21 protein-coding genes and 1 pseudogene are annotated in these 20,238 nt (G+C 65.3%); 11 read left to right on the forward strand and 11 right to left on the reverse strand.

Going from position 1 to position 20,238, the window contains the following annotated elements:
* Nucleotides 1-92: 92 nt before the first annotated feature.
* Complete coding sequence (gene uraH / locus ACPEE1_RS07495; protein WP_021027040.1) at nucleotides 93-443, forward strand: hydroxyisourate hydrolase; 351 nt, start codon at nucleotides 93-95, stop codon at nucleotides 441-443.
* Between the two features lie 211 nt (nucleotides 444-654).
* Nucleotides 655-1,239, forward strand: a complete 585-nt coding sequence (locus tag ACPEE1_RS07500) for a BPSL1445 family SYLF domain-containing lipoprotein (protein ID WP_116925812.1) — start codon at nucleotides 655-657, stop codon at nucleotides 1,237-1,239.
* Between the two features lie 85 nt (nucleotides 1,240-1,324).
* Here the strand turns inward: ACPEE1_RS07500 and ACPEE1_RS07505 are convergent, their stop codons facing one another.
* Nucleotides 1,325-1,897 (reverse strand): hypothetical protein, encoded by a 573-nt coding sequence (locus ACPEE1_RS07505; protein ID WP_423935792.1) that lies wholly within the window; start codon nucleotides 1,895-1,897, stop codon nucleotides 1,325-1,327.
* A 63-nt stretch (nucleotides 1,898-1,960) separates the two neighbouring features.
* On the opposite strand from ACPEE1_RS07505, the gene xdhC reads away from it, so the two are divergent.
* From xdhC to ACPEE1_RS07520, 3 genes are all read left to right on the forward strand, one after another.
* On the forward strand, nucleotides 1,961-2,776 hold the full coding sequence (xdhC, locus tag ACPEE1_RS07510; protein WP_423935794.1) for a xanthine dehydrogenase accessory protein XdhC: 816 nt from the start codon (nucleotides 1,961-1,963) through the stop codon (nucleotides 2,774-2,776).
* Between the two features lie 339 nt (nucleotides 2,777-3,115).
* Nucleotides 3,116-4,354, forward strand: coding sequence for a urate hydroxylase PuuD (locus ACPEE1_RS07515; protein ID WP_423935796.1), 1,239 nt, complete (start codon nucleotides 3,116-3,118; stop codon nucleotides 4,352-4,354).
* Between the two features lie 158 nt (nucleotides 4,355-4,512).
* Nucleotides 4,513-5,901 (forward strand): GntP family permease, encoded by a 1,389-nt coding sequence (locus ACPEE1_RS07520; RefSeq protein WP_116925814.1) that lies wholly within the window; start codon nucleotides 4,513-4,515, stop codon nucleotides 5,899-5,901.
* 75 nt (nucleotides 5,902-5,976) lie between these two features.
* Here the strand turns inward: ACPEE1_RS07520 and ACPEE1_RS07525 are convergent, their stop codons facing one another.
* Both ACPEE1_RS07525 and ACPEE1_RS07530 read right to left on the reverse strand, forming a co-directional pair.
* Nucleotides 5,977-6,186 (reverse strand): hypothetical protein, encoded by a 210-nt coding sequence (locus ACPEE1_RS07525; RefSeq protein WP_423935798.1) that lies wholly within the window; start codon nucleotides 6,184-6,186, stop codon nucleotides 5,977-5,979.
* Between the two features lie 220 nt (nucleotides 6,187-6,406).
* Nucleotides 6,407-7,960, reverse strand: a complete 1,554-nt coding sequence (locus tag ACPEE1_RS07530; RefSeq protein ID WP_021024731.1) for a fumarate hydratase — start codon at nucleotides 7,958-7,960, stop codon at nucleotides 6,407-6,409.
* A gap of 341 nt (nucleotides 7,961-8,301) precedes the next feature.
* On the opposite strand from ACPEE1_RS07530, the gene fumC reads away from it, so the two are divergent.
* Complete coding sequence (gene fumC, locus ACPEE1_RS07535) at nucleotides 8,302-9,693, forward strand: class II fumarate hydratase (RefSeq protein WP_423935800.1); 1,392 nt, start codon at nucleotides 8,302-8,304, stop codon at nucleotides 9,691-9,693.
* A gap of 97 nt (nucleotides 9,694-9,790) precedes the next feature.
* A complete protein-coding gene (locus tag ACPEE1_RS07540; protein WP_423935802.1) occupies nucleotides 9,791-10,645 on the forward strand; it encodes a hypothetical protein in 855 nt (284 codons plus the stop codon).
* Between the two features lies 1 nt (nucleotide 10,646).
* Here the strand turns inward: ACPEE1_RS07540 and ACPEE1_RS07545 are convergent, their stop codons facing one another.
* Together ACPEE1_RS07545 and ACPEE1_RS07550 are read right to left on the reverse strand one after the other, a co-directional pair.
* Entirely contained in the window at nucleotides 10,647-11,831 is a 1,185-nt protein-coding gene (locus ACPEE1_RS07545; protein ID WP_423935804.1) for an MFS transporter, read from the reverse strand.
* 109 nt (nucleotides 11,832-11,940) lie between these two features.
* On the reverse strand, nucleotides 11,941-12,972 hold the full coding sequence (locus ACPEE1_RS07550) for a GlxA family transcriptional regulator (protein WP_116925988.1): 1,032 nt from the start codon (nucleotides 12,970-12,972) through the stop codon (nucleotides 11,941-11,943).
* Nucleotides 12,973-13,176: 204 nt separating this feature from the next.
* Between ACPEE1_RS07550 and ACPEE1_RS07555 the strand changes: the two genes are divergently transcribed.
* Complete coding sequence (locus ACPEE1_RS07555) at nucleotides 13,177-14,094, forward strand: Dyp-type peroxidase (RefSeq protein WP_423935806.1); 918 nt, start codon at nucleotides 13,177-13,179, stop codon at nucleotides 14,092-14,094.
* A gap of 4 nt (nucleotides 14,095-14,098) precedes the next feature.
* Here the strand turns inward: ACPEE1_RS07555 and ACPEE1_RS07560 are convergent, their stop codons facing one another.
* The 6 genes from ACPEE1_RS07560 to ACPEE1_RS07585 all read right to left on the reverse strand — a co-directional run bounded on the left by ACPEE1_RS07560 (nucleotide 14,099) and on the right by ACPEE1_RS07585 (nucleotide 17,746).
* Nucleotides 14,099-14,575: a DUF2269 family protein gene (locus ACPEE1_RS07560; protein WP_423935808.1), complete on the reverse strand. Its 477-nt coding sequence runs from the start codon at nucleotides 14,573-14,575 to the stop codon at nucleotides 14,099-14,101.
* Entirely contained in the window at nucleotides 14,575-14,982 is a 408-nt protein-coding gene (locus ACPEE1_RS07565) for a DoxX-like family protein (protein ID WP_423935810.1), read from the reverse strand. The genes ACPEE1_RS07560 and ACPEE1_RS07565 overlap by 1 nt, the downstream gene beginning before the upstream one ends.
* Complete coding sequence (locus tag ACPEE1_RS07570) at nucleotides 14,979-15,908, reverse strand: NAD-dependent epimerase/dehydratase family protein (protein WP_423935812.1); 930 nt, start codon at nucleotides 15,906-15,908, stop codon at nucleotides 14,979-14,981. The genes ACPEE1_RS07565 and ACPEE1_RS07570 overlap by 4 nt, the downstream gene beginning before the upstream one ends.
* 43 nt (nucleotides 15,909-15,951) lie before the next feature.
* Nucleotides 15,952-16,443 (reverse strand): thiol-disulfide oxidoreductase DCC family protein, encoded by a 492-nt coding sequence (locus ACPEE1_RS07575; protein WP_423935814.1) that lies wholly within the window; start codon nucleotides 16,441-16,443, stop codon nucleotides 15,952-15,954.
* A gap of 85 nt (nucleotides 16,444-16,528) precedes the next feature.
* Nucleotides 16,529-17,089 (reverse strand): GbsR/MarR family transcriptional regulator, encoded by a 561-nt coding sequence (locus ACPEE1_RS07580; protein WP_423935816.1) that lies wholly within the window; start codon nucleotides 17,087-17,089, stop codon nucleotides 16,529-16,531.
* Between the two features lie 132 nt (nucleotides 17,090-17,221).
* Nucleotides 17,222-17,746, reverse strand: a complete 525-nt coding sequence (locus ACPEE1_RS07585; RefSeq protein ID WP_423935818.1) for an FKBP-type peptidyl-prolyl cis-trans isomerase — start codon at nucleotides 17,744-17,746, stop codon at nucleotides 17,222-17,224.
* Nucleotides 17,747-17,799: 53 nt separating this feature from the next.
* Here ACPEE1_RS07585 and ACPEE1_RS07590 point away from each other — a divergent pair, with 53 nt between their 5' ends.
* From ACPEE1_RS07590 to ACPEE1_RS07600, 3 genes and pseudogenes are all read left to right on the forward strand, one after another.
* Nucleotides 17,800-18,948, forward strand: coding sequence for a cupin domain-containing protein (locus ACPEE1_RS07590; RefSeq protein WP_182342965.1), 1,149 nt, complete (start codon nucleotides 17,800-17,802; stop codon nucleotides 18,946-18,948).
* Nucleotides 18,948-19,472: a hypothetical protein gene (locus tag ACPEE1_RS07595; protein WP_423935821.1), complete on the forward strand. Its 525-nt coding sequence runs from the start codon at nucleotides 18,948-18,950 to the stop codon at nucleotides 19,470-19,472. The genes ACPEE1_RS07590 and ACPEE1_RS07595 overlap by 1 nt, the downstream gene beginning before the upstream one ends.
* 200 nt (nucleotides 19,473-19,672) lie before the next feature.
* Nucleotides 19,673-19,886 (forward strand): annotated as a pseudogene (locus tag ACPEE1_RS07600) (hypothetical protein); the annotation flags it as partial.
* Nucleotides 19,887-20,238 lie beyond the last annotated feature (352 nt).

The following is a 20,238-nucleotide window of genomic DNA, read 5'->3' on the forward strand; positions in this document are numbered from 1 at the left end:
GTCAGGATAGTAGGCCGAATGACAAAAAGTGTATACACTTTTAGTGCACATCACCAGTCCGATCTTACCCAGAATCATCAGGAGATTTACCTATGGGCCTGAGCACCCACGTTCTCGATACGATGCACGGCTGCCCCGCTGCGGGCATGGACATTGCGCTGTACGCCACCGATGGCGGCGAAGCGCGCCTCATCCGCCGCGAAACCCTGAACCACGACGGCCGCACCCAGACCCCGTTGTTTGACAATGCGACGCTGCGCCCCGGCACCTACCGCCTGAGCTTTGAAGTGGCGGCCTACTTTGCCGCCAAAGGCGTGGAGCTGCCCAGCCCCAACTTTTTGAACCAGGTGAACCTGGACTTTGGCGTGGCCCATGCGGACCAGCACTACCACGTGCCGCTGCTGGTCAGCCCCTGGAGCTATTCGACGTACCGGGGGTCTTGAGGCGGGGCGAGGGCGGGTGGGGCATTGGGGTAGGCGGCTGCCCTTGACCTGTCTCAAACGCGCATCGCCAAAACTGTAGGCCGAAGCCGCAAGTTGCGGCTGCGGCCTTCCAGCGTCATCGGGGATGGCTACTATTTGCTCCTAGGCGCACCGCAGGATTCACAGCGGTGCCAACCTGATCGATATAACAGCAAATTTCATAGGAGTAGGTATGCAACGTTTTTCCATGCGCACCCTGGGTGTCGCCGCTGCAGTGGTTGCCGGTGCTCTGTCGATGGCGGCCTGCACGGTCACCAAGCCTGAAACCAGCAATGCGCCTCGTGCCGATGAGACGTCGGTAGACGCCCGCGCCAACGCCGCGCTCGAGCGCCTGTACCAGACCGCTCCTGGCTCCAAGGACCTGGTCGCACGCTCCAAGGGCGTGCTGGTGTTCCCATCAGTGATTGGCGGCAGCTTTGTGGTGGGCGTGGAGCACGGCCGCGGCGTGCTGCGCGTGGGCAGCCGCAGCGACAGCTACTACAGCACCACGGGTGCGTCGATCGGCTGGCAGGCCGGTGGCCAGTCCAAGGCCGTCATCTATGTGTTCAACACGCCTGAAGCGCTGGCGAAGTTCCGCGACAGCAATGGCTGGTCGGTGGGTGCAGATGCCACCGTGGCCGCAGGCCGCGTAGGCGCCAATGGCAGCATCGACACCACCTCGGCCCAGGCCCCGGTGACCAGCTTTGTGCTGAACAATGCCGGCCTGGAAGCGGGCGTGTCGCTGCAAGGCGCCAAGATCACCAAGATCAAGGAATAAAGCAGCGCCTACAGCGCCTGCAAAGCAGAAACCGGCCAGCAGGCCGGTTTTTTTTGCGCTTGTCGCACCTGTCCTATGCCAGCCTTTATTGCTGGCCTTCGCTCAAGGTATGCAGCTGGAACTTGCCTGAGGCATCCCAGAGCCAGGTCTCGGTGTAGGAGACCATGACCTCGCCGTGGCGCAAGTGCTGGGGGGCGGGAAAGGGCGCAGCGGCCTGCACCAGCGCCTCGATCAGTGGCGGCACCTCCTGGGCCTGCGCGGGCTCGCGCATCCAGTTCATGTCCTGGATATTGCCGTCTTCGTCGAGCAAGAGCTCCAGCACGCCAATGGCATAGAGCATGGGCGGCAGCATGCCAGGGTAGATGCGATCGGCGTAGCGTTCATACAGGTGCTGGGCACACTGCTTGCGGTAGGCCTCGTCGGCGACCGGGTTGAGGACGGAGTCCTGCCCATCGGCTTGCGGGGACCATTGGGGCATGCGCGCGCCGGGCAACTGGGTCAGCACCGAGAGATAACTGTCCTGGTCGTCCTCCTGCTCGGCGGCATGGGGCGGCTTGGCGCTGCCCCTTGCCTGTGCAGGTGTTCGCGACGGGTGCGGTATACGAAAAAGCGTATGCCAAAGTCGTGACAGCAGGGAGGTGGAGGGTCGATCGCTCATGGTACAAATCCGTCTATAGCGGACCTGCAGTATGGCAGGCCGATCTTCATCATGGAACAAGGCATGCCCGTTCTGCAGCAATTATTGGCGCGCCTGGCGACGCAGGAGGCCTGTCTGGTACAGGTGGCGTCGACCCAGGGGTCGGCTCCGCGCGATGCCGGCGCCTGGATGGCCGTGTTTGCGCAGGACCAACTGGGCACGATTGGCGGTGGCCACCTGGAGTGGCAGGCCGCCAACAAGGCCCGCAATCTGCTGGCCAGCAGCGGCGCCCCGCAGAGCGAGCGCTTTGCGCTGGGCCCGCGCCTGGGCCAATGCTGCGGCGGCGTGGTGCATCTGCGTTTTCAGCGGATTGGACAGGCTGACCGCGAACCGCTGGCGCAGCAGCTGGCGCCCGAGTGCAGCCCCGTGGCGGTGTTTGGCGCGGGCCACGTGGGCGCAGCGCTGGTGCAGGTGCTGAGCAACCTGCCTATGCGCATCACCTGGGTGGACAGCCGCGAGGCGCTGTTTCCGGACGCGTTGCCTGCCAACGTGCAGACCGAGTATTCCGACCCCATCGAGCGCGCGGTGGCTGACCTGGCGCCGGGCAGCAGTTTGTTCATCCTCACCCACGACCACCAGCAGGACCTGCAGATCACCCAGGCCTGCCTGCAGCGCCAGCGCAACAGCGGCGATCTGGACCTGATCGGGCTCATTGGCAGTGCTACCAAGCGTGCCAGCTTTGCGCACCGGCTGGCCGAGCGGGGTTTTGCCGATGCGGAGTTTGCCCGCATCACCTGCCCGATCGGGCTGCCGGGCATCCAGGGCAAGGCGCCGGAGGTGATTGCCATTGCGGTGGCCGCGCAGCTTTTGCAGCATCTGCAGCGAACGCAGCATGCCTGATGTGGCTTGCCCCCCGGGCAGGAGCCATGCATGCGGTGTAGAGGCCACCTGCAGCGGGTTTGCTGCGTTGCATCAGGGTTTTATCTAGGGGGTGTGCAGCTTTTTGCCGACCTTTGGGTGGCAGAAATTGCATACACTTTGAGTCTACAAAAGGTCGCAGCGGTGCCCCGGTCATCCCGATGATGGCTGTGGATTGCGGCCTGTCTGCTGCTCAGATCGCCCGCCGTGGTGAGCAGGTTCAACAAGTGGCCGGTGCCTCCACGCTGGCTGCTTGATGAGGAGAGCGGGCATCACCCCTCCCTCGCACTGGCAGACCCCACGCTGCCAAGGATGAGAGCAATGGAAGGCTATATCCTCGATTGGGCGAACCTGTTGTTGCGCTGGCTGCATGTGATCACAGCCATTGCCTGGGTCGGTTCGTCGTTCTATTTTGTGTTTCTCGACAGCAGCCTGACCCCGCCCGAAGACGAAGACCTGAAAAAGCAGGGCGTCAGCGGCGAGCTCTGGGCCGTGCATGGCGGCGGCTTCTACCACCCTGTCAAGTTCAATGTCTCGCCGCCCAAGCTGCCCGACCACCTGCACTGGTTCTACTGGGAGAGCTACACCACCTGGCTGTCGGGCTTTGCGCTCCTGACGGTGTCCTACCTCTGGAACGCCAATATCTACCTGGTCAACCCGGCCGACCCCAATGCGATGAGCGCGCCGCTGGCGGTGTTCACGGCGCTGAGCTTTCTGGCGGTGTTCTGGCTGCTCTATGACGGCATCTGCCGCGTGTTTGGTTTCAAAAAGCATGGCGATGCGATTGTGGGCGCCATGGTGCTGGCGCTGGTCTGCATTGCCGCGTATCTCGCCTGCCATATCTTCCCGGGCCAGGCAGCCTTCTTGCTGATGGGCGCGATGCTGGCCACCTCGATGAGCGCGAACGTGTTCTTCTGGATCATCCCGGGCCAGCGCACCGTGGTGCGGGCGCTCAAGAATGGCGACCCGGTCGACCCCATCTACGGCAAACGCGGCAAGCAGCGCAGTGTGCACAACACCTATTTCACGTTACCGGTGCTGTTTGCGATGCTGTCCAACCACTACGGCTGGCTCTACAACCAGAAGTACAACTGGCTGGTGCTCATCGGCATGATGTTTGCCGGCGCGGCCATTCGCCAGTTCTTTGTGCTGCGCCATGGCCACAAGCTCGGCCGCAACAAGCACCCCTGGCCCTATGCACTGATCGGTGTGCTGGTGATTCTGGGCGTGATCGCCTGGCTGCGGCCCGGCCCCAAGCCCGCAGCAGCCGCTGCGCCCGCATCGGCCCCTGCGAGCCAGCCCGCAGCTGGCGCCGTGCCCTATGGCGAGGTGGCCAAGGTGTTTGCCCAGCACTGCGTGCTGTGCCACAGCTCCACGGGCCTGGCGCAAAAGAATGTGAAGCTCGACAGCCCCGGCGAGGTGGCCCAGCACACCCAGCAGATCTACCAGCAGGTGGTGGTGCTGCGCAAGATGCCCTTTGGCAACCCCGAGGGGTTGAGTGCCGACGAGCGCGATCTGGTCAAGCGCTGGTTTGAATCCGGCGCCTCTACCGCGCCTTGATGGCGGGTGGCAGGGGGCGGGGCAGGGCCCCCGCCCGCCGAAATCCGACTACAGCCTGGGGTGGCTGATCGGCGTAGGATGGGAGGGTTGGGGCATGCCCTAGCCCCTCTTTGCGGTGGGTGGCTGGGGATGCGTGTCACAAATCCACATCTTCTCGCATGTCAAATTTCGATATCCAATTGCTGCTGACCGCCTTGGTGAGCGTGCTGGTGCTGGTGGCGCTGATTGTTTCGCGCATCCGCATGCACCCCTTGCTGGCCTTGCTGATCGTCTGTATCGGTGTGGGCTTTGCCACCGGCATGGCGCCGGGCGACATTGCCAAGAACATCACCAACGGCGCGGGCAAGACCCTGGGCGCGGTCGGCGTGGTGATTGCCTTGGGCGCGATGCTCGGCAAGATCCTGGCCGACTCGGGCACCACCGAGCGCCTGGCCAGCGCCATTCTGCGCCACACCTCGGACCGCATGATCCCCTGGGCGATGACCCTGGTAGCCTTCATCATCGGCATCCCGATGTTCTTCGAGGTGGGCCTGGTGGTGATGCTGCCGCTGATCTTCAGCGTGGCGCGCAAGCTCGAGAGCCGCGAAAACTTCAAGGGCTCGGCCTATGTCTATGTGGGCGTGCCGGTGATTGCGGCACTCGCCTCGATGCACGGCATGGTGCCGCCCCATCCTGGCCCGCTGACCGCGATTGCCACCTTGAAGACCACGGTCGGCCCGACGATGCTCTACGGCTTTTTGGCCGCCTTGCCCGCGATGGTGCTGGGCGGGCCGCTGTACGGCGCCTTCATCACCCCGCGCATGACTACCCGGCCTGAGCAGGCGCTGCTCGACCAGTTCACCGAAGCGAAGCCCGACAGCGGCAAGGACCAGCCGGGCATCGCGATGGGCGTGCTGTCTGCCCTGCTGCCTGCGCTGCTGATGCTCGCCCATGCGCTGGCCGAGATGGCCTTGCCCAAGGGCTCGGCCCTGCTGCAGGTGGCCAGCTTTCTGGGCAACCCGCTGATTGCAATGCTGCTGGGCGTGCTGTTTGCCGCCTTCACCCTGGTCTACCTGCGCGGCGGCGATGCCGAAAAGCTGCGTGACACCCTGGGCGCCAGCCTCAAGCCGATTGCCGGCATCATCATGATCATTGCTGGCGGCGGCGCTTTCCAGCAGGTGCTGACTAGCGCCAAGGTGGGCGACGCCATCGTGCACCTGACGCACCAGTTTGCATTTCCGCCGCTGGTGCTGGGCTGGCTCATTGCGATGCTGCTGTCGGTCTCGACCGGCTCGGCCACCGTGGGCATCGTGGGTGCGGCCGGTTTGCTCGCGCCGCTCGCCGCTGCCGACCCCAGCCTGAACCTGCCTTTGCTGGCGCTGTCGATTGGCTGCGGCTCGCTGTTCTTCAACTATGCCAACCATGCCGGTTTCTGGATGGTCAAGGAATCCTTTGGCATGACCATGGGGGAGGCAACGCGCACGATCACCGTGGTGCAGTCCATCGTCTCGTTTGTGGGCCTCTTGATGGTGCTGCTGTTCAACACCTTGCCGGCGCTGGGCGGCTAGCGCCTTTTCCCATAAGCAAAAGGGCCGCAGCAGCAATGCTGGCGGCCCATTTTGTTGCGCCCAAGGGCGCGGCGCTCAGTCGGCCGGCTTGTCTTGCGCAGGCGCGCCGCTGCTGTCCGCGCCGGTCGCTGGCTCCTGCTCGGGGGCGTCGCCATCAGCGCCATCAGCGCCATCAGGTGTGTCCGAGGCATGCCCGCTGGCCTTGCGCAGGGCTTTTTCTTCCTTTTTCTTCTTCTTTTCCAGCTCACGCTGGCGCTTTTCATACTGGTAATTCGGCTTGGCCATGTTTTTTGTTCCTTATCGGTGTGCAGCCTCCACCATACAGCATGCGCCGTACTCGGGGCGCCGCCATAGGATTGTTTGAAGGCCGCGATGGGTAGAGTGGGCGGTTTGGGGGCCTGGCCGAGGCGGTCAGGATGTCGGCACTGCTCCCACCGGCTGGGAATGCGGGGAGCGGGCAGCAAAAAACCGCCCGAAGGCGGTTATGGGGAGCGGTGCCGGGCGATCAGGCGCCTGCCACTTCAATGCCCTTGAATTCACCGGTGGCGATCTTTTCCTTCCAGATCGCCGGGCCGGTGATATGGGCACTGGTGCCGCCGGCATCCACGGCCACGGTCACGGGCATGTCGACCACGTCGAATTCATAGATCGCTTCCATGCCCAGATCGGCAAAACCGACCACCTTGGCCTGCTTGATGGCCTTGGAGACCAGATAAGCGGCGCCGCCCACGGCCATCAGGTAGGCCGACTTGTGGTTCTTGATCGCTTCGATGGCGACCGGGCCACGCTCGGACTTGCCGATCATCGCGATCAGGCCGGTCTGCGACAGCATCATGTCGGTGAACTTGTCCATGCGGGTGGCGGTGGTCGGGCCGGCGGGGCCGACGACTTCGTCACGCACCGGGTCCACCGGGCCCACGTAGTAGATCACGCGGTTGCTGAAGTCGACGGGCAGTGGCTCGCCCTTGGCCAGCATGTCCTGGATGCGCTTGTGCGCAGCGTCGCGGCCGGTCAGCATCTTGCCGTTGAGCAAGAGGGTGTCGCCCGGCTTCCAGCTGGCCACTTCTTCCTTGGTCAGCGTGTTCAGGTCCACGCGCTTGGACTTGTTGTAGTCCGGTGCCCAGTCGATCTTGGGCCAGGTGTCCAGCGATGGGGGATCGAGGTATACGGGGCCGGAGCCGTCCATCACGAAATGGGCGTGGCGGGTGGCGGCGCAGTTGGGGATCATCGCCACGGGCTTGGAGGCCGCGTGCGTGGGGTACATGTTGATCTTGACGTCTAGCACGGTGGTGAGGCCGCCCAGGCCCTGGGCGCCAATACCGAGGGCATTGACCTTCTCGAACAGCTCCAGGCGCAGCTTTTCCACCTGGTCGAGCTCGGCACCGCTGGCAGCTTTTTGCTGCAGCTCGTACATGTCGAGGTCTTCCATCAGGCTTTCCTTGGCCAGCAGCACGGCCTTTTCAGCGGTGCCGCCAATGCCGATGCCCAGCATGCCCGGTGGGCACCAGCCCGCGCCCATGGTCGGCACGGTCTTGAGCACCCAGTCCACAATGCTGTCGCTGGGGTTCATCATGATCATCTTGGACTTGTTCTCCGAGCCGCCGCCCTTGGCCGCCACGGTCACATCCAGCTTGTCGCCCGGCACGATCTGCACATTGATGACGGCAGGCGTGTTGTCCTTGGTGTTCTTGCGGGCGAACTGGGGATCGGCCACCACGGAGGCGCGCAAGGTGTTGTCGGGGTGGTTGTAGCCCCGGCGCACGCCTTCGTTGATCGCGTCTTCCAGGCCCATCGTGAAGTCTTCCCACTTCACGTCCATGCCCACCTTCAGGAACACGTTGACGATGCCGGTGTCCTGGCAGATGGGGCGCTGGCCGGTGGCGCTCATCTTGGAGTTGGTCAGGATCTGGGCCATCGCATCCTTGGCCGCCGGGCTTTGCTCGCGCTCATAGGCCCGTGCCAGGTGCTGGATGAAATCCGGTGTGTGGTAGTAGCTGATGTACTGCAGGGCGCCCGCGATCGAGTCGATCAGGTCCTGCTGACGGATGGAGGTGGTCATCGTGCTTGTGGGGTGGGTTTTGGATTGCGCAAGGCTATGGTGCCGTTGGCGCTCGGTATCACGGGGGCAATTATCGGCCTTTCGCCAGGCCGGTGGTGGCAAATGCCCGATAAGTCTTCTAGAAGACTCAGGTGTCGAGATGGTGCAAGAGCATGCGCCCAGTATGGCTGCTTGATGCAGATGAGAACGGCTGTCATTGCCTGCGTTAGGATGCGATTCCGCGCCCGCTTTGCCGCAAAGCGGGCGGCATCCTATTTACGAATCCTGCGGCCCACCAGCCACATGCTTACCAGCCAGACGAGCCGCGTTGCAATTGTTGAGATACAAGGAGTGATCCAGACATGACAGCTACCCGCCAGGAAAAAGACACCTTCGGCCTGATCGATGTGCCGGCCGACAAACTCTGGGGTGCCCAGACGCAGCGCTCGCTGCAGAACTTTGACATCAGCGGCGAGAAGCAGCCCGGCGAGATCATCCACGCGCTGGCGCAGGTGAAAAAGGCCAGTGCCACCGTCAACCACGCGCTGGGCCTGCTCGACGAGAAGAAGGCCAAGGCTATCAATGCGGCGGCCGACGAGGTGATTGCCGGTCAGCACCCCGATGAGTTCCCGCTGGTGGTCTGGCAGACCGGCTCGGGCACGCAGACCAATATGAACGTCAACGAAGTGCTGGCCAACCGCGCCAGCGAGCTGCTGGGCGGCGAGCGCGGTGAGTCGCGCCTGGTGCACCCCAATGACGAGGTGAACAAAAGCCAGTCCAGCAACGACGTCTACCCCACCGCCATGCATGTGGCCGCCGTCACCGCCATCGAGCGCAAGCTGCTGCCCGCGCTGGAAAAGCTGCGCCGCACCCTGCAGGCCAAGAGCGAGGCCTTCAACGACATCGTCAAGATCGGCCGCACCCATTTGCAGGATGCGACGCCGCTAACCCTGGGCCAGGAGATCTCCGGCTGGGTGGCCCAGCTCGAACACGGCGCCAAGCACATCAAGTCGGCGCTGCCCCATTTGTATGAACTGGCGCTGGGCGGCACGGCTGTGGGCACGGGCCTCAACGCCCCCAAGGGCTATGCCGAGGGTGTGGCCCAAGAGCTGGCCAAGCTGACCGGCTACCCCTTCATCACCTCGCCCAACAAGTTCGAATCGCTGGGTTCCTGCGACGCGCTGGTGTTTGGCCATGGCGCCCTCAAGACGCTGGCCGCCAGCCTGATGAAGATCGCCAACGATGTGCGCTGGCTGGCATCGGGCCCGCGCAGCGGCCTGGGCGAGATCTCCATCCCCGAGAACGAGCCGGGCTCGTCGATCATGCCGGGCAAGGTCAACCCCACGCAGTGCGAAGCGATGACCATGCTCTGCGCCCAGGTGTTTGGCAATGACGCGGCGATCAACGTGGGCGGTGCCTCGGGCAACTTTGAGCTCAACGTGTTCCGCCCCATGGTGGCGCACAACTTCCTGCAAAGCGTGCGCCTGCTGGCCGATGGCATGGTAAGCTTCAACGACCACTGCGCCGTGGGCATCGAGCCCAACCGCGAGCGCATCACCGAGCTGGTCACCCGCTCGCTGATGCTGGTGACCGCCCTGAACACCCATATCGGCTACGACAAGGCGGCCTATATTGCGAAGAAGGCGCACAAGGAAGGCAGCAGCCTGCGCGATGCGGCCGTGGCCAGCGGCCATGTGACCGCCGAGCAGTTTGACCAGTGGGTCGTGCCCGAGCACATGGTGGGCAATCTGTAAGCGCCAGCCAGACGCACTTGACCGTTCCAGGGCCCGCATGACTGCGGGCCTTGTGCTTTTACACTGGCGGTTTCTGCCTTTTCCCTTTGGACCATTCATGCCCTCAGCGCCCATGCAGTCGTTGACCGCCAACTCCCAGCCAGGTGAAGGCTTGGTGGTCGGTGGCCTGGATATCCATGTGCTGGCCCAGGCGCTGGGCGTGCCGGTGTTCCAGACTCCCTGGCATATGCCGCAGTACGAGTTGGGCGAGCAGGGCGCCTGGCGGCTGCTGCGCGGCGGCATGGGGCTGGACAGGGGTTACTACAGCGGCAGCTGCGTCTATGCGGGCTCTACCGCGCTGTTGCGCCAGAACGCACAAGGCGGCTGGGATACGTGGATGTCGCTGTCGCCTTTCGAGATCGAGAGCCAGGAGCTGGCCTGCCGCCATGCGCATGGCCACACGGTGGTCATGGGCCTGGGGATGGGATGGGTGACGGCCAATATAGCGCTGAACCCGTCCGTGGAGCGGGTCACCGTGGTCGAGCGTGATCCAGAGGTGATCGCGCTGTTCCAGCGTATGCAGGTGCTGGAAGGCTTGCAGGCAGATGTCGCCGCCAAGATTCATATTGTGCAAGCCGATGCGCTGCAGTGGCGCCCGGCGCCGCAGCAGCCGGTGGACTTTCTGTATGCCGATATCTGGCTGCAACTGGCCGAGCCCCAGGCGATGGCCGAAGTGCGGCAGATGCAGGCAAATGTGCAGGCGACGCAACTGTACTTTTGGGGCCAGGAGTGGGTGCTGGCTGCTTCTTTGCAAGCACTGTGGGGCAGCCCAAGTTGGTCCCCTGCATTGGCAGACGCTTTGACCGCCACGCGCCTGCCCTTGCTCACCGCCGTGGACGGCGGATTTGCCCCCTGGGTGGAGCGCATCTGGCGTGAGCGCCTGGCACGCACGCCTGCTTCAAGCATTCGGTGATCTAGGCCCGCGCCCGCGCTGCCCAGACCGAGCGGCCGCCTTGCCAGGCCAGCATGGACAAGGCCAGCAGCATCGCCACATTCACCGCCTGCCAGCCCAGCGTCTGGATCAGCACGCCGCAGCTGAGCGACATCAGCGCGGCGCTGCCGTTGTTGCTCCACTCCATCATCGGCTGGGCCTGGGGGCGCTCCTCGGGCGTACAGGCCTGGTTCAGCAAGCTGGTGCCGGCGAGGATCATCAGGTTCCAGCCGGTGCCCAGAAGCAAGGAGCTGAGCAGGAACGGCACAAATTCCGTACCGATCAGCGCCACGCCTGCGCTGGCGGCCAGCAGCGCCGCGCCCAGCCAGGCCAGGCGCCGCGCGCCAAAGCGGTCCACCGCGCGGCCCGCAAACAGCGACGGCGCAAACATTCCCAGCACATGCCACTGGATCACCTGGGTGGAACTGGCCAGCGAGTGGCCCGCGCCATGCATGGCCAGCGGGGTGGCGTTCATCACCAGCACCATCAGCCCATGGCCGCAGGCGCTCAGCACAATGGCCTGACGCAGCGCAGGGCGCTGCCACAACTGGCGCCGCGAGATGGCGGGCTGGCCAGCGGTCTTGGCCTGCATCGGCAGCTGCAGGCGGGGCGGCAGGCATTGCAGCAGCGCGCAGGCCAGCAAGGCCAGCACGGCAATGGCCAGGTAGGCGCCGGCCAGCGGTGTGGCCAGGGCGCCTGCGGTGTGGATGGCCAGGCTGGGGGCGAGCAGGGCGGCCGCCATGCCCCCTGCCAGCACCCAGGCTGCGGCACGGCCGCTGTGCTCGGCCGGCATGCCGTCCAGCGCGGTGAAACGGTAGAAACCGGCCGAGGCCTGGTAGCCGCCCAGCAGCAGCATCGCCAGGCAAAACAGCCCAAAGCTCGCCTGCACCACCGCCCAGGCCGCCAGCAGCCCCGCTGCGACCCCCAGCAGTGCGCCACCCTGCAGGCCCCGGGCGCGGCCATGCCGCTGCATCCAGCGGGCCAGTGGGCCAATCGACAGCAGATTGCCCGCCACCAGCAAGGTCAGCGGCACCGTGGCCAGCACCGGCCAGGGCGCCAGCTGCCGGCCCACGAGGCCAGTGAGGGCGATGCCGATGATGGAGCAGGACCAGTACAGCGCTTGCGCGATGCTGAGGGTGAGCAGTTGGGGATGGCGTTGGAGCAGCATGGGCGGTGATTTGGGACTAAAGGGGCGTGTGGGTGCTGCCGGGCAGCATCGGCTGTCCGGATCGCATGGTTTGGGCGGGAGGATTCAGCCGCTTAGTGGCGGGCGCTGGTTAACCCACGCCAAAGCGCTCGGCAAAGGCCTGGGGGCTGACGGCCAAGGTCTTGTGAAAGCTGCGGCGCAGGTTTTCCGGGTGGCCAAAGCCGCACAGCTGCGCCACGGTGGAGACGGAGGCCTGACGCTGGCTGAGCAAGGTGGTGGCGGCCTGCAGCCGCACCCGTTCCACATAGCGGGCCGGCGTGGTGCCCAGCTCTTGCTGGAACACCCGCGCCAAGGTGCGGGGCGGCAGGCAGGCCTGCGCGGCCAGCTGCTCCACACCCAGGCGCTCGCCCAGGTGGCCGGGAATCCATTCAAGCAGGCCAGCCAGGCGCGGCGCCTGCGTGGTCTCGGCTGCCAGCAGTGGGCTGAACTGCGCCTGGCCGCCGGGCCGGCGCACAAACATCACCAGGTGGCGGGCGACGGCCAGCGCCATGCTGCGGCCCAGATCGGCCTCGACGAGGCTCAGCGCCAGGTCGATGCCCGAGGTCACCCCCGCCGATGTGAAGATATGGCGCTGCTGCGGATCGCTGGCATCAAAGGTGTGCAGCCGGTCGCCATCGACCTGGATGGGGCGCTCCATCGCCGCGAGCTCGGCCAGGCGGCACCAGTGGGTGGTGGCAGGCAGGCCATCGAGCAGGCCGGCGCGCGCCAGGATCAACGCACCCGAGCAGACCGAGCCCAGGCGCTGCACCTGGGGCGCCGTGCGCTGCAGCCATTGGCGCAGGCCGCTGTGGTGCTGCACATCGACCACGCCATCGCCCCCCGGCACCAGCACCGTGCTGTTGGCGCCCGGGCGCAGCTGGCCCAGGCCCTCGGTGGCGATGGTCTGCAAACCGCAGGACAAGGTCACCGGCCCGGCCTCCAGCCCGGCAAAGACCAACTGGTAGAAGGCAGGCAGGCCCTGGCGCTGGCGCACATCGTTGGCGGTGGCAAACACCTGCATGGGCCCGGTGATGTCCAGGCTCATCGCGCGCGGGTAGGCAATGCAGATGACGTGGTGGCCGGGCTGGGCGCTGTGGGCGGCGGTGGTGCGGGATGGAGACATGCGCACAGTGTGCATGCAGCGCGATGTGGCAGCAATGACATTGATCGCACAGATTCTGCCAAGCTGCGGCTCAAGCGCAACAGCTATGGGGGTGATTGGGCAATGCAAACGGACAAGCGCGGAGTTTGTAGGACAGCTGCGCGACAATAGCCGATTGCCATCCAACCGCCAAGACGCAGCGGCACAGCTGCGCGTCCCCAAATGATGACCGCTTTGAACCAACCCGGAATCCTGCTGGCGCTGCCAGCTGCCAGCCGCTACCAACTCTGGAAACTCTCGGGCGACGCCCCGGCCGTGCGCGCCGCGCTGGCGCGCCTGCAGCAATGGGCCGATGGCGAGCAGGCTGTCGTCTGCATTGGCCAGCCGGTGGCCGATCTGCTGGGCGTGCAGGTGCCGGGCCTGCGCAATTTTCCGGCCATCAACGGGCCCCAAGGCCCGCTGGCGCTGACGCCCCATGCGCTGTGCCTGTGGCTGCGCGGCAATGACCAGGGCGATGTGCTGCGTCTGTCGCGCGAGGCCGCTGCGCTGCTGGCGCCGGCCTTCAGCCGCGAGAAGGTGGTCGATTGCTTCCGCCATGGCTGGAACGGCAAGGACGCGGTGCGCGATCTGACCGGCTATGAAGACGGCACCGAAAACCCCCAGGACGATGACGCCGTGCATGCCGCCATTGCCGATGGCATGGGCCCGGGACTGGATGGCGGCAGCTACTTTGCCGTGCAGCAGTGGCTGCATGACATGGACGCCTTTGCCCGCATGAGCGCCTTGCAAAAGGACCACATGATTGGCCGCCGCCTGAGCGACAACGAGGAGCTGGACGACGCGCCCGAGTCGGCCCACGTCAAGCGCACCGCGCAGGAGAGCTTCGAGCCCGAAGCCTTTATCCTGCGCCGCAATATGCCCTGGTGGAAGGTGCAGCCCGATGGCAGCGACGCCGTGGGCGCCATCTTTGCCGGTTTTGGCCGCAGCTTTGAGGCCTTTGAGGCGCAGATGCGCCGCATGGCGGGCGAGGAAGACGGCATTGCCGACGGCCTGTTCCAGATGTCCAACCCGGTCACCAATGCCTACTACTGGTGCCCGCCGATGCGGGACGGGCGCATTGATCTGCGCGCGCTGGGTTTGTAAAACGCTAGTTCCAAAGCGTGGGTTTGTTGACCATCAGGTAGTACACGCCCAGCATCGCCACAAAGGCCGGGTAGCCCAGCGCCTCCCAGCGCCCGGCCAGGCGCCGGTAGGCGTCGGGCAGCGGCAGGCCCTGGGCATCGGCCTGGGCGGCCATGTGGGCCATGCGGATCTGCATGGCCACCACTGGCAACCAGCACAGGCCTGCTAGCACATACAGTGCCATCGACAAGAGCAGCCAGGGCGTGTGCCAGGGCCAGCCGGCCATCACCATCATTGCCCAGCCGCTGAGTGGCTGGATGATGACCGCTGGCGTCGTGAACCACCAGTCGGCCCGCACCACCAGGCGGCTGACCACCGCCTGGGCCGCTACATTGCCGCTGCGGTTGGCAAAGAACATATAGAAGGCCGAGCCAAAGCCGGTGCCGACCATCAGCACGCTCGACAGGATATGCAGCGTTTTGAGCAGCAAATAGGTGTTCATCATCGGCTCCATCCGTCGCGGGCGCTGCTTTGCCACAGCAGCCACAGCGCAGCGGCAATCGGCAGGTTCTTGGACAAGGGGCCCAGCGGGTGCAGCCACAGGCTGGGCAGCAGGGTGGTGGCGGCCAGGGTCATCGCCAGCATCGCTGCCAACGATGCGGCATAGGCCCGGCGCCCGGGCCGGCACAGCAGCCACAGACCCAGCAGCAGATCCAGCGCAGCGCCGCCGCCTATCAGCCAGGCTTGCAGGCGAGGATCAGCAATGCCGCCCGCTACCAAGAGCGCGGTGCTGTCGCCCTGCCACTGCAGCCAGCTGGCTGCGGCCGTCCACAGCCAGACGGCGACCAAGCTCAGGCGCAATAGCTGCAAGGGCTGCTGCATGGGCTGAGCGCGGGGCGGGGTGGTCATGCGCGGCTTTCGGGCGATGGGTGGGCTGCCGGGTTGCGGATCAGGGCCAGCATCTGCGCCGGATCGGTGGGCGCACGCCCCAGCCACTGCGCCATTGGCGCGGGGTCGCAGCAGTTGTCCAGCGATGCCAGTTGCAAGGAGGCACTGCACCAGGGGCTGGTGGGTACTGCATCGCCCAGGCGTGCACTGGCCTGGGTGGCCCAGCCGGGCAGGCGCAGCTGCAGCGCCTTGCTGCGGCCCGCTTGCTGGCGCAGGCTGTCAATCATCTGCGCCATGCTGAGGCGCTGGGGCCCGCCCAGCAGCACAACGCCGGTGGTGGGTGATTGCAGCAGCCGCACCATCACCTCGGCCAACTCGTCAACGGCGACCGGCTGCATCAGGCGCTGCTGCATCACCGCTGGCAGCACCAGCACCGGCAGCAGCGCCAGGCGCATGAACAGCTGGGTGCTGGCGCCTTGCGCGCCGATGACGATGCTGGGCCGCACGACGATGCCTTCGAGCTGGCCCTGCGCGGTCAGCGCCAGCAAATGGGCATCGGCCGCACGCTTGGTGCGGGCGTAATCGGTGTCGTTGCTCTCCACCCCCAGGGCCGAGAGCTGCATCACGCGCCGCACGCCCGCCTGGGCGCAGGCATCGAACAGCGCTTGCGGGCTGGTCTGGTGCAGCGCCTGCAAGGGGGCGCCGTTGGGCCCGGGCTGGTCGCGCAGGCTGCCCACCGCGTTGATGACCATGTCCACGCCTTGCAGATAGGGCAGCCAATCGGACGGCTGCTGCATCTTGCCAAACTGCAGCGGCGGCTGCGAGCGCCTGCTGGCTGCGATAACCCGCAGGCCCAGGGCGCGCAACTGGCGCGCCAGCGCCTGGCCGATAAAGCCCTGGCCGCCGCAGAGCAGGACGGTGGGTTGGGGAGCATTGGGGGTATGCATGGTCTCTCCTGATTGGCCAAGGGCGTTGGGGGTTGCAGCGCGTTTAGCGCGGGCGGTCGATGTCGCAGGCGTCGCTGCCGCGTGCGCAGGCCTCGCTGCGCGCTGCGGCCTGCCGGGCCTGGCGCCGTACGGTGCATTGCAGGCCCTGCTCCAGTACCCAGGCCATCGGGGCCAGCGGCAGGCGGTAGCGGTTGCGGGCCAGCAGCGGGTAGAGCGTGTCCAGTGCACCGGCCACCAGCGGCAGCCCGGCCAGCCGGGGCACCCAGTCCCAGCCCACGCCCAGGTAGGCGCGCGTCAGGCAATCGACGCCGGTGTAGACCTGGCCGTCGGCCCCCATGCCATGGATGGACTGCATCAGCGCGGCCTTGTCGGCCGGGGCCTGGCTCAGATCGGCGGTGCTGGCATCGACAAAGAGGAGCTTGCCCGCGCGGTTGCGCAGCATCAGATGGCGCATCTCGGCATTGCACATGCGGCAGCTGGCGTCGTAGTAGATCGTCAGCGGAAACTGGGTGGCAAAACTGTCACGGCGGGGCATATGCTGTCCTTTCAATATTTCTGTCAAAACAGAAATAAATAGGTCAAAAAAAGGCCGGTGCCCTGTCGGGCGCGGCCGCTGTGTCTCAGGGCTTGCTCAGCGCCTCGGGCTCCTGCGCTGCCGCACTGCCGCGCACAAAACGCTGCACGGTCGCGCCCAGGGTCAGGATCTTGTCCAGGGTGGCGGGCGAGAGGCGCAGCATCTCGTCGCTCCAGGCGCCCAGCTTTTGCATCAGCTCCAAGGTCGCCAGGATGCGGTCCTGGCCATCGGCGCTCTCGCGGGCAAAGTCGGGGCTGTTGACCAAGGACTGCAGCAGGCGGGTGGTGGGGTCGAACTCGCGCTCCTTGCGCTCCCGCACGATGGTGCGAAACAGCTCCCAGACATCGACGCTGGTCTCGAAATAGTCGCGCCGGTCGCCCAGCACATGCGTCACCCGCACCAGCTGCCACGATTGCAGCTCCTTCAAGCTGTTACTGACATTGGAGCGCGCCACATTCAAGGTCTCGCTCAGCTGCTCGGCATTGAGTGGCTTGCCCAGCACAAACAGCAGCGCATGGATTTGCGAGACCGTGCGGTTGACGCCCCACATCGATCCCATCTCGCCCCAGTGCAGCACAAATTGTTGTTGGATGTCGGTCATTTGCATGGTTGCAATTCTATGGCTTCATTAATTTCTGTCAATAGAGAAATTTGAATTCGATAAAAAGGCCATCGCGGAGGATGGCCTTGTAAGGGGGCATTGCTGGCGGTCTGGTGACAGATACCGCCAGCGCCGTGCTCAGTGCAGCAGGTTATTGCCCGGCGCCTGGGGTTGCACGCGGAAAAAGCCGGTGCCGCAGGTGCCCGTGCCAATCTCTTGCTCGGTTGCCTCGCGCACGCCAGCGACCTGGATGTCCAGGCGAATGGCGATGCCGGCCAGCGGATGGTTGCCGTCCAGCACCACATGCTCGGGGTAGAGCTCGGTGACGGTGTAGATCATGTCGCGCGGCGCATCGGGGTTGGTGCCCTGGGGCAGAGCATGGCCTTCGATGGTCATGCCTTCTTCCAGATCGGCGGGGAAGAGCGCGCGCGATTCCAGAAAGACTTTTTCTTCGTCGTAATCGCCAAAGGCATCTTCGGGCTCCAGGTGCAGCTGCACGCGGCTACCCACGGTATGGCCTTGTAGCGCCTGCTCCACGCGCGCCAGCAGATCCTGGCCTCCGACCAGGAATTCCACGGGCTCGTCGAGCACATCCAGGGTCTCGCCCAAAGTGTCTTTCAGCGTCCAGGTCAGTGCGACCACGCATTGATCAATGATTTCCATAGGACAATTGTCGCAGTTTGGGCCCGGGCGCCCAGAGGATTACCGAGAAAGCCATGCAAATCGAACAAGCACTGCCTCTGCTGGGGGGCATCTCCCCGGCCCAGTTCATGCGCCGTTACTGGCAGAAAAAACCACTGCTGGTGCGCGGCGCCGTCAGCGACTGGAAGGACCTGCAGTTGCCGCTGCCGCGCAGCGAGCTGTTTGCGCTGGCCGGCGAGGAGGGTGTTGAGTCGCGCCTGATCCAGCACAAGGCGGGCGCCTGGACGGTCAAGCACGGGCCTTTCAGCCGTCGCGCGATCCCCTCGCTCAAGACGCCGGAGTGGACCTTGCTGTTGCAGGGCCTGGATCTGCACAGTGACGCCGCCCATGCGCTGCTGCAGCGTTTTGCCTTTGTGCCGGCCGCGCGCCTCGATGACCTGATGGTCAGCTACGCCAGCGATGGCGGCGGCGTGGGCCCGCATTTCGACAGCTATGACGTGTTCCTGCTGCAGGCCCATGGCAAGCGCCGCTGGCGCATCGGCAAGCAAAAGAACCTGGCGCTGAAGGACGGCATTCCGCTCAAGATCCTGGCCGAGTTCGAAGCGCAAGAGGAGTATGTGCTTGAGCCCGGCGACATGCTCTACCTGCCGCCGCGCTACGCGCACGACGGTGTGGCCGAAGGCGAGTGCATGACGTACTCGATCGGCTTTCGCTCGCCCGCGCAGCAGGAGCTGGCCGGCGAGCTGCTGATGCGCATGTCCGAGAGCGACGAGATGGACGAGGTCAACGCCAAGGCCGCCTCGCCAATCTACCAGGACCCCAAGCAGACGGCGGTGCAGGCGCCCGGAGCGATACCGCCTGCGATGCTGGACTTTGCCCGCGCGGCGATCGAAAAGCGCCTGGCCGAGCCGCTGGCGCTGGCCCGTGCGCTGGGCGAGGCGCTGACCGAGCCCAAGGCCAATGTCTGGTTCGAGCCCGAGGACTCGCCCGCCATGCTCGAAGCCGTGGCGCTGGACCGCAAGACCCGCATGGTGTACGACGAGCACCATGTCTTCATCAATGGCGAGAGCTACCGCGCCGCAGGCCGTGACTTCAGCCTGATGAAGAAGCTGGCCGATGGCCGCCACCTGGACCGGCGCGACATCAGCGGCGCCAGCGACGATGCCTTGCAGCTGCTGTCGCAGTGGTGCGAGGACGGCTGGGCCCACGCGGTGCCGCAGTGATGGCCAGCGCCAGCCCAGCCCCCGCAGCATCGCAGCCTGCAGGCGGCCTGAGTGGCCGTTTTGAGGGCCGGGCTGCGTTCGATGCGCAGGTGCTGCATTTTCTGCAGCAGGCCGCGGTGCAGGGCTGGCGCCAGGTCATCGTCGCTGACACGGATTTTGCCGACTGGCACTGGGGCAGCGCCGATGCGGTGGAGTTGCTGCACCAATGGGCGCGCCAGGGCGGGCAGATGACGGTGCTGGCCCACCGCTTTGACCGCCTGGTGCAGCGCCACCCGCGCTGGGTGCAATGGCGCAGGACCTGGGACCACCGCCTGCAGTGCCGCAGGCTGCTCAGCCGCGACGAGGCGCAGGTCCCCAGCGCGCTGTGGTCGCCCCAGTGGGCCGTGCAGCGCCTCGATGCGGCGCGCTGCGTGGGCGTGGCCAGTGCCGAGCGCAGCGCCATCGTGCCCTTGGGCGAGCGCCTGCAGGAGTGGATCCGCTCGGCCAGCACGCCGGACTTTGCCGCGACGGTGCTGGGTTTGTAGGCCATTGTTGACAAGCGTGTCTTTCGTTGCTGCGCGGCAACGAAAGACATACGCCTGGCATAGTCAGCCAGACCGGGTAATCCCTATAATTCATTTCAGACGCTCAGGCGTTAATTACTTTGTGCTACGCACTCTTGGCCCGGGCGTTCTGTTTGCCCTGGCCCGTTCCACAAAAATCCACCGTCGTTAGGAATATCCAAATGAAGAAATCCCTTGTTATCGCATCGTTGATGGCTGCTGTTGCTCTGGCTGCTTGCGGCAAGAAGGAAGAAGCTGCTGTGCCCGCACCAGCACCTGCGCCCGTGGAAGCGCCTGCACCTGCACCGGCACCTGCTGTTGAAGCTGCCAAGGATGCCGCCAACGCTGCAGCTGACGCTGCCAAGGACGCTGCTGCCGATGCCAGCGCTGCTGCTTCGAAGGCTGCCGACGCTACCAAGGAAGCTGCTGGCAATGCCGTCGATGCGACCAAGGACGCAGCCCACAACGCTGCTGAAGCCGCCAAGGACGCAGGCGCTGCTGCCGCTGACGCTGCCAAGTCGGCTGCTGACGCTGCTGCCAACGCCGCTACCGCTGCCAAGGAATCGGTGAGCAAGTAAGCGCTGAGCCGCTGGCCTGGTGGATGCCGGGCCTGCGCTGCAGACTTGCCTGAACGAGCCCGTGCTTTGCACGGGCTTTTTTATTGGCGCGCGCGGGGTGCATTGCGAGCAGCCGCTGGCATGGCTCTGAAGTCAATGTCCTTGGCTGCCCACAGTCCATTCCATAGCCC

It is taken from the genome of Comamonas sp. 23 (genome assembly GCF_049601575.1).
GTDB classification, from domain to species: domain Bacteria; phylum Pseudomonadota; class Gammaproteobacteria; order Burkholderiales; family Burkholderiaceae_C; genus Comamonas; species Comamonas squillarum.

What these genes read in the sequence shown, in the direction of transcription:
- ACPEE1_RS07555 (WP_423935806.1), top strand. Translation starts at nt 13,177, where the DNA reads ATGACCGCTTTGAACCAACCCGGAATCCTGCTGGCGCTGCCAGCTGCC.
- ACPEE1_RS07590 (WP_182342965.1), top strand. Translation starts at nt 17,800, where the DNA reads ATGCAAATCGAACAAGCACTGCCTCTGCTGGGGGGCATCTCCCCGGCC.
- ACPEE1_RS07585 (WP_423935818.1), bottom strand. Translation starts at nt 17,746, where the DNA reads ATGGAAATCATTGATCAATGCGTGGTCGCACTGACCTGGACGCTGAAA.
- ACPEE1_RS07570 (WP_423935812.1), bottom strand. Translation starts at nt 15,908, where the DNA reads ATGCATACCCCCAATGCTCCCCAACCCACCGTCCTGCTCTGCGGCGGC.
- ACPEE1_RS07505 (WP_423935792.1), bottom strand. Translation starts at nt 1,897, where the DNA reads ATGAGCGATCGACCCTCCACCTCCCTGCTGTCACGACTTTGGCATACG.
- fumC (WP_423935800.1), top strand. Translation starts at nt 8,302, where the DNA reads ATGACAGCTACCCGCCAGGAAAAAGACACCTTCGGCCTGATCGATGTG.
- ACPEE1_RS07540 (WP_423935802.1), top strand. Translation starts at nt 9,791, where the DNA reads ATGCCCTCAGCGCCCATGCAGTCGTTGACCGCCAACTCCCAGCCAGGT.
- ACPEE1_RS07565 (WP_423935810.1), bottom strand. Translation starts at nt 14,982, where the DNA reads ATGACCACCCCGCCCCGCGCTCAGCCCATGCAGCAGCCCTTGCAGCTA.
- ACPEE1_RS07595 (WP_423935821.1), top strand. Translation starts at nt 18,948, where the DNA reads ATGGCCAGCGCCAGCCCAGCCCCCGCAGCATCGCAGCCTGCAGGCGGC.
- ACPEE1_RS07500 (WP_116925812.1), top strand. Translation starts at nt 655, where the DNA reads ATGCAACGTTTTTCCATGCGCACCCTGGGTGTCGCCGCTGCAGTGGTT.
- uraH (WP_021027040.1), top strand. Translation starts at nt 93, where the DNA reads ATGGGCCTGAGCACCCACGTTCTCGATACGATGCACGGCTGCCCCGCT.
- ACPEE1_RS07520 (WP_116925814.1), top strand. Translation starts at nt 4,513, where the DNA reads ATGTCAAATTTCGATATCCAATTGCTGCTGACCGCCTTGGTGAGCGTG.
- ACPEE1_RS07560 (WP_423935808.1), bottom strand. Translation starts at nt 14,575, where the DNA reads ATGAACACCTATTTGCTGCTCAAAACGCTGCATATCCTGTCGAGCGTG.
- xdhC (WP_423935794.1), top strand. Translation starts at nt 1,961, where the DNA reads ATGCCCGTTCTGCAGCAATTATTGGCGCGCCTGGCGACGCAGGAGGCC.
- ACPEE1_RS07530 (WP_021024731.1), bottom strand. Translation starts at nt 7,960, where the DNA reads ATGACCACCTCCATCCGTCAGCAGGACCTGATCGACTCGATCGCGGGC.
- ACPEE1_RS07525 (WP_423935798.1), bottom strand. Translation starts at nt 6,186, where the DNA reads ATGGCCAAGCCGAATTACCAGTATGAAAAGCGCCAGCGTGAGCTGGAA.
- ACPEE1_RS07550 (WP_116925988.1), bottom strand. Translation starts at nt 12,972, where the DNA reads ATGTCTCCATCCCGCACCACCGCCGCCCACAGCGCCCAGCCCGGCCAC.
- ACPEE1_RS07575 (WP_423935814.1), bottom strand. Translation starts at nt 16,443, where the DNA reads ATGCCCCGCCGTGACAGTTTTGCCACCCAGTTTCCGCTGACGATCTAC.
- ACPEE1_RS07545 (WP_423935804.1), bottom strand. Translation starts at nt 11,831, where the DNA reads ATGCTGCTCCAACGCCATCCCCAACTGCTCACCCTCAGCATCGCGCAA.
- ACPEE1_RS07515 (WP_423935796.1), top strand. Translation starts at nt 3,116, where the DNA reads ATGGAAGGCTATATCCTCGATTGGGCGAACCTGTTGTTGCGCTGGCTG.
- ACPEE1_RS07580 (WP_423935816.1), bottom strand. Translation starts at nt 17,089, where the DNA reads ATGCAAATGACCGACATCCAACAACAATTTGTGCTGCACTGGGGCGAG.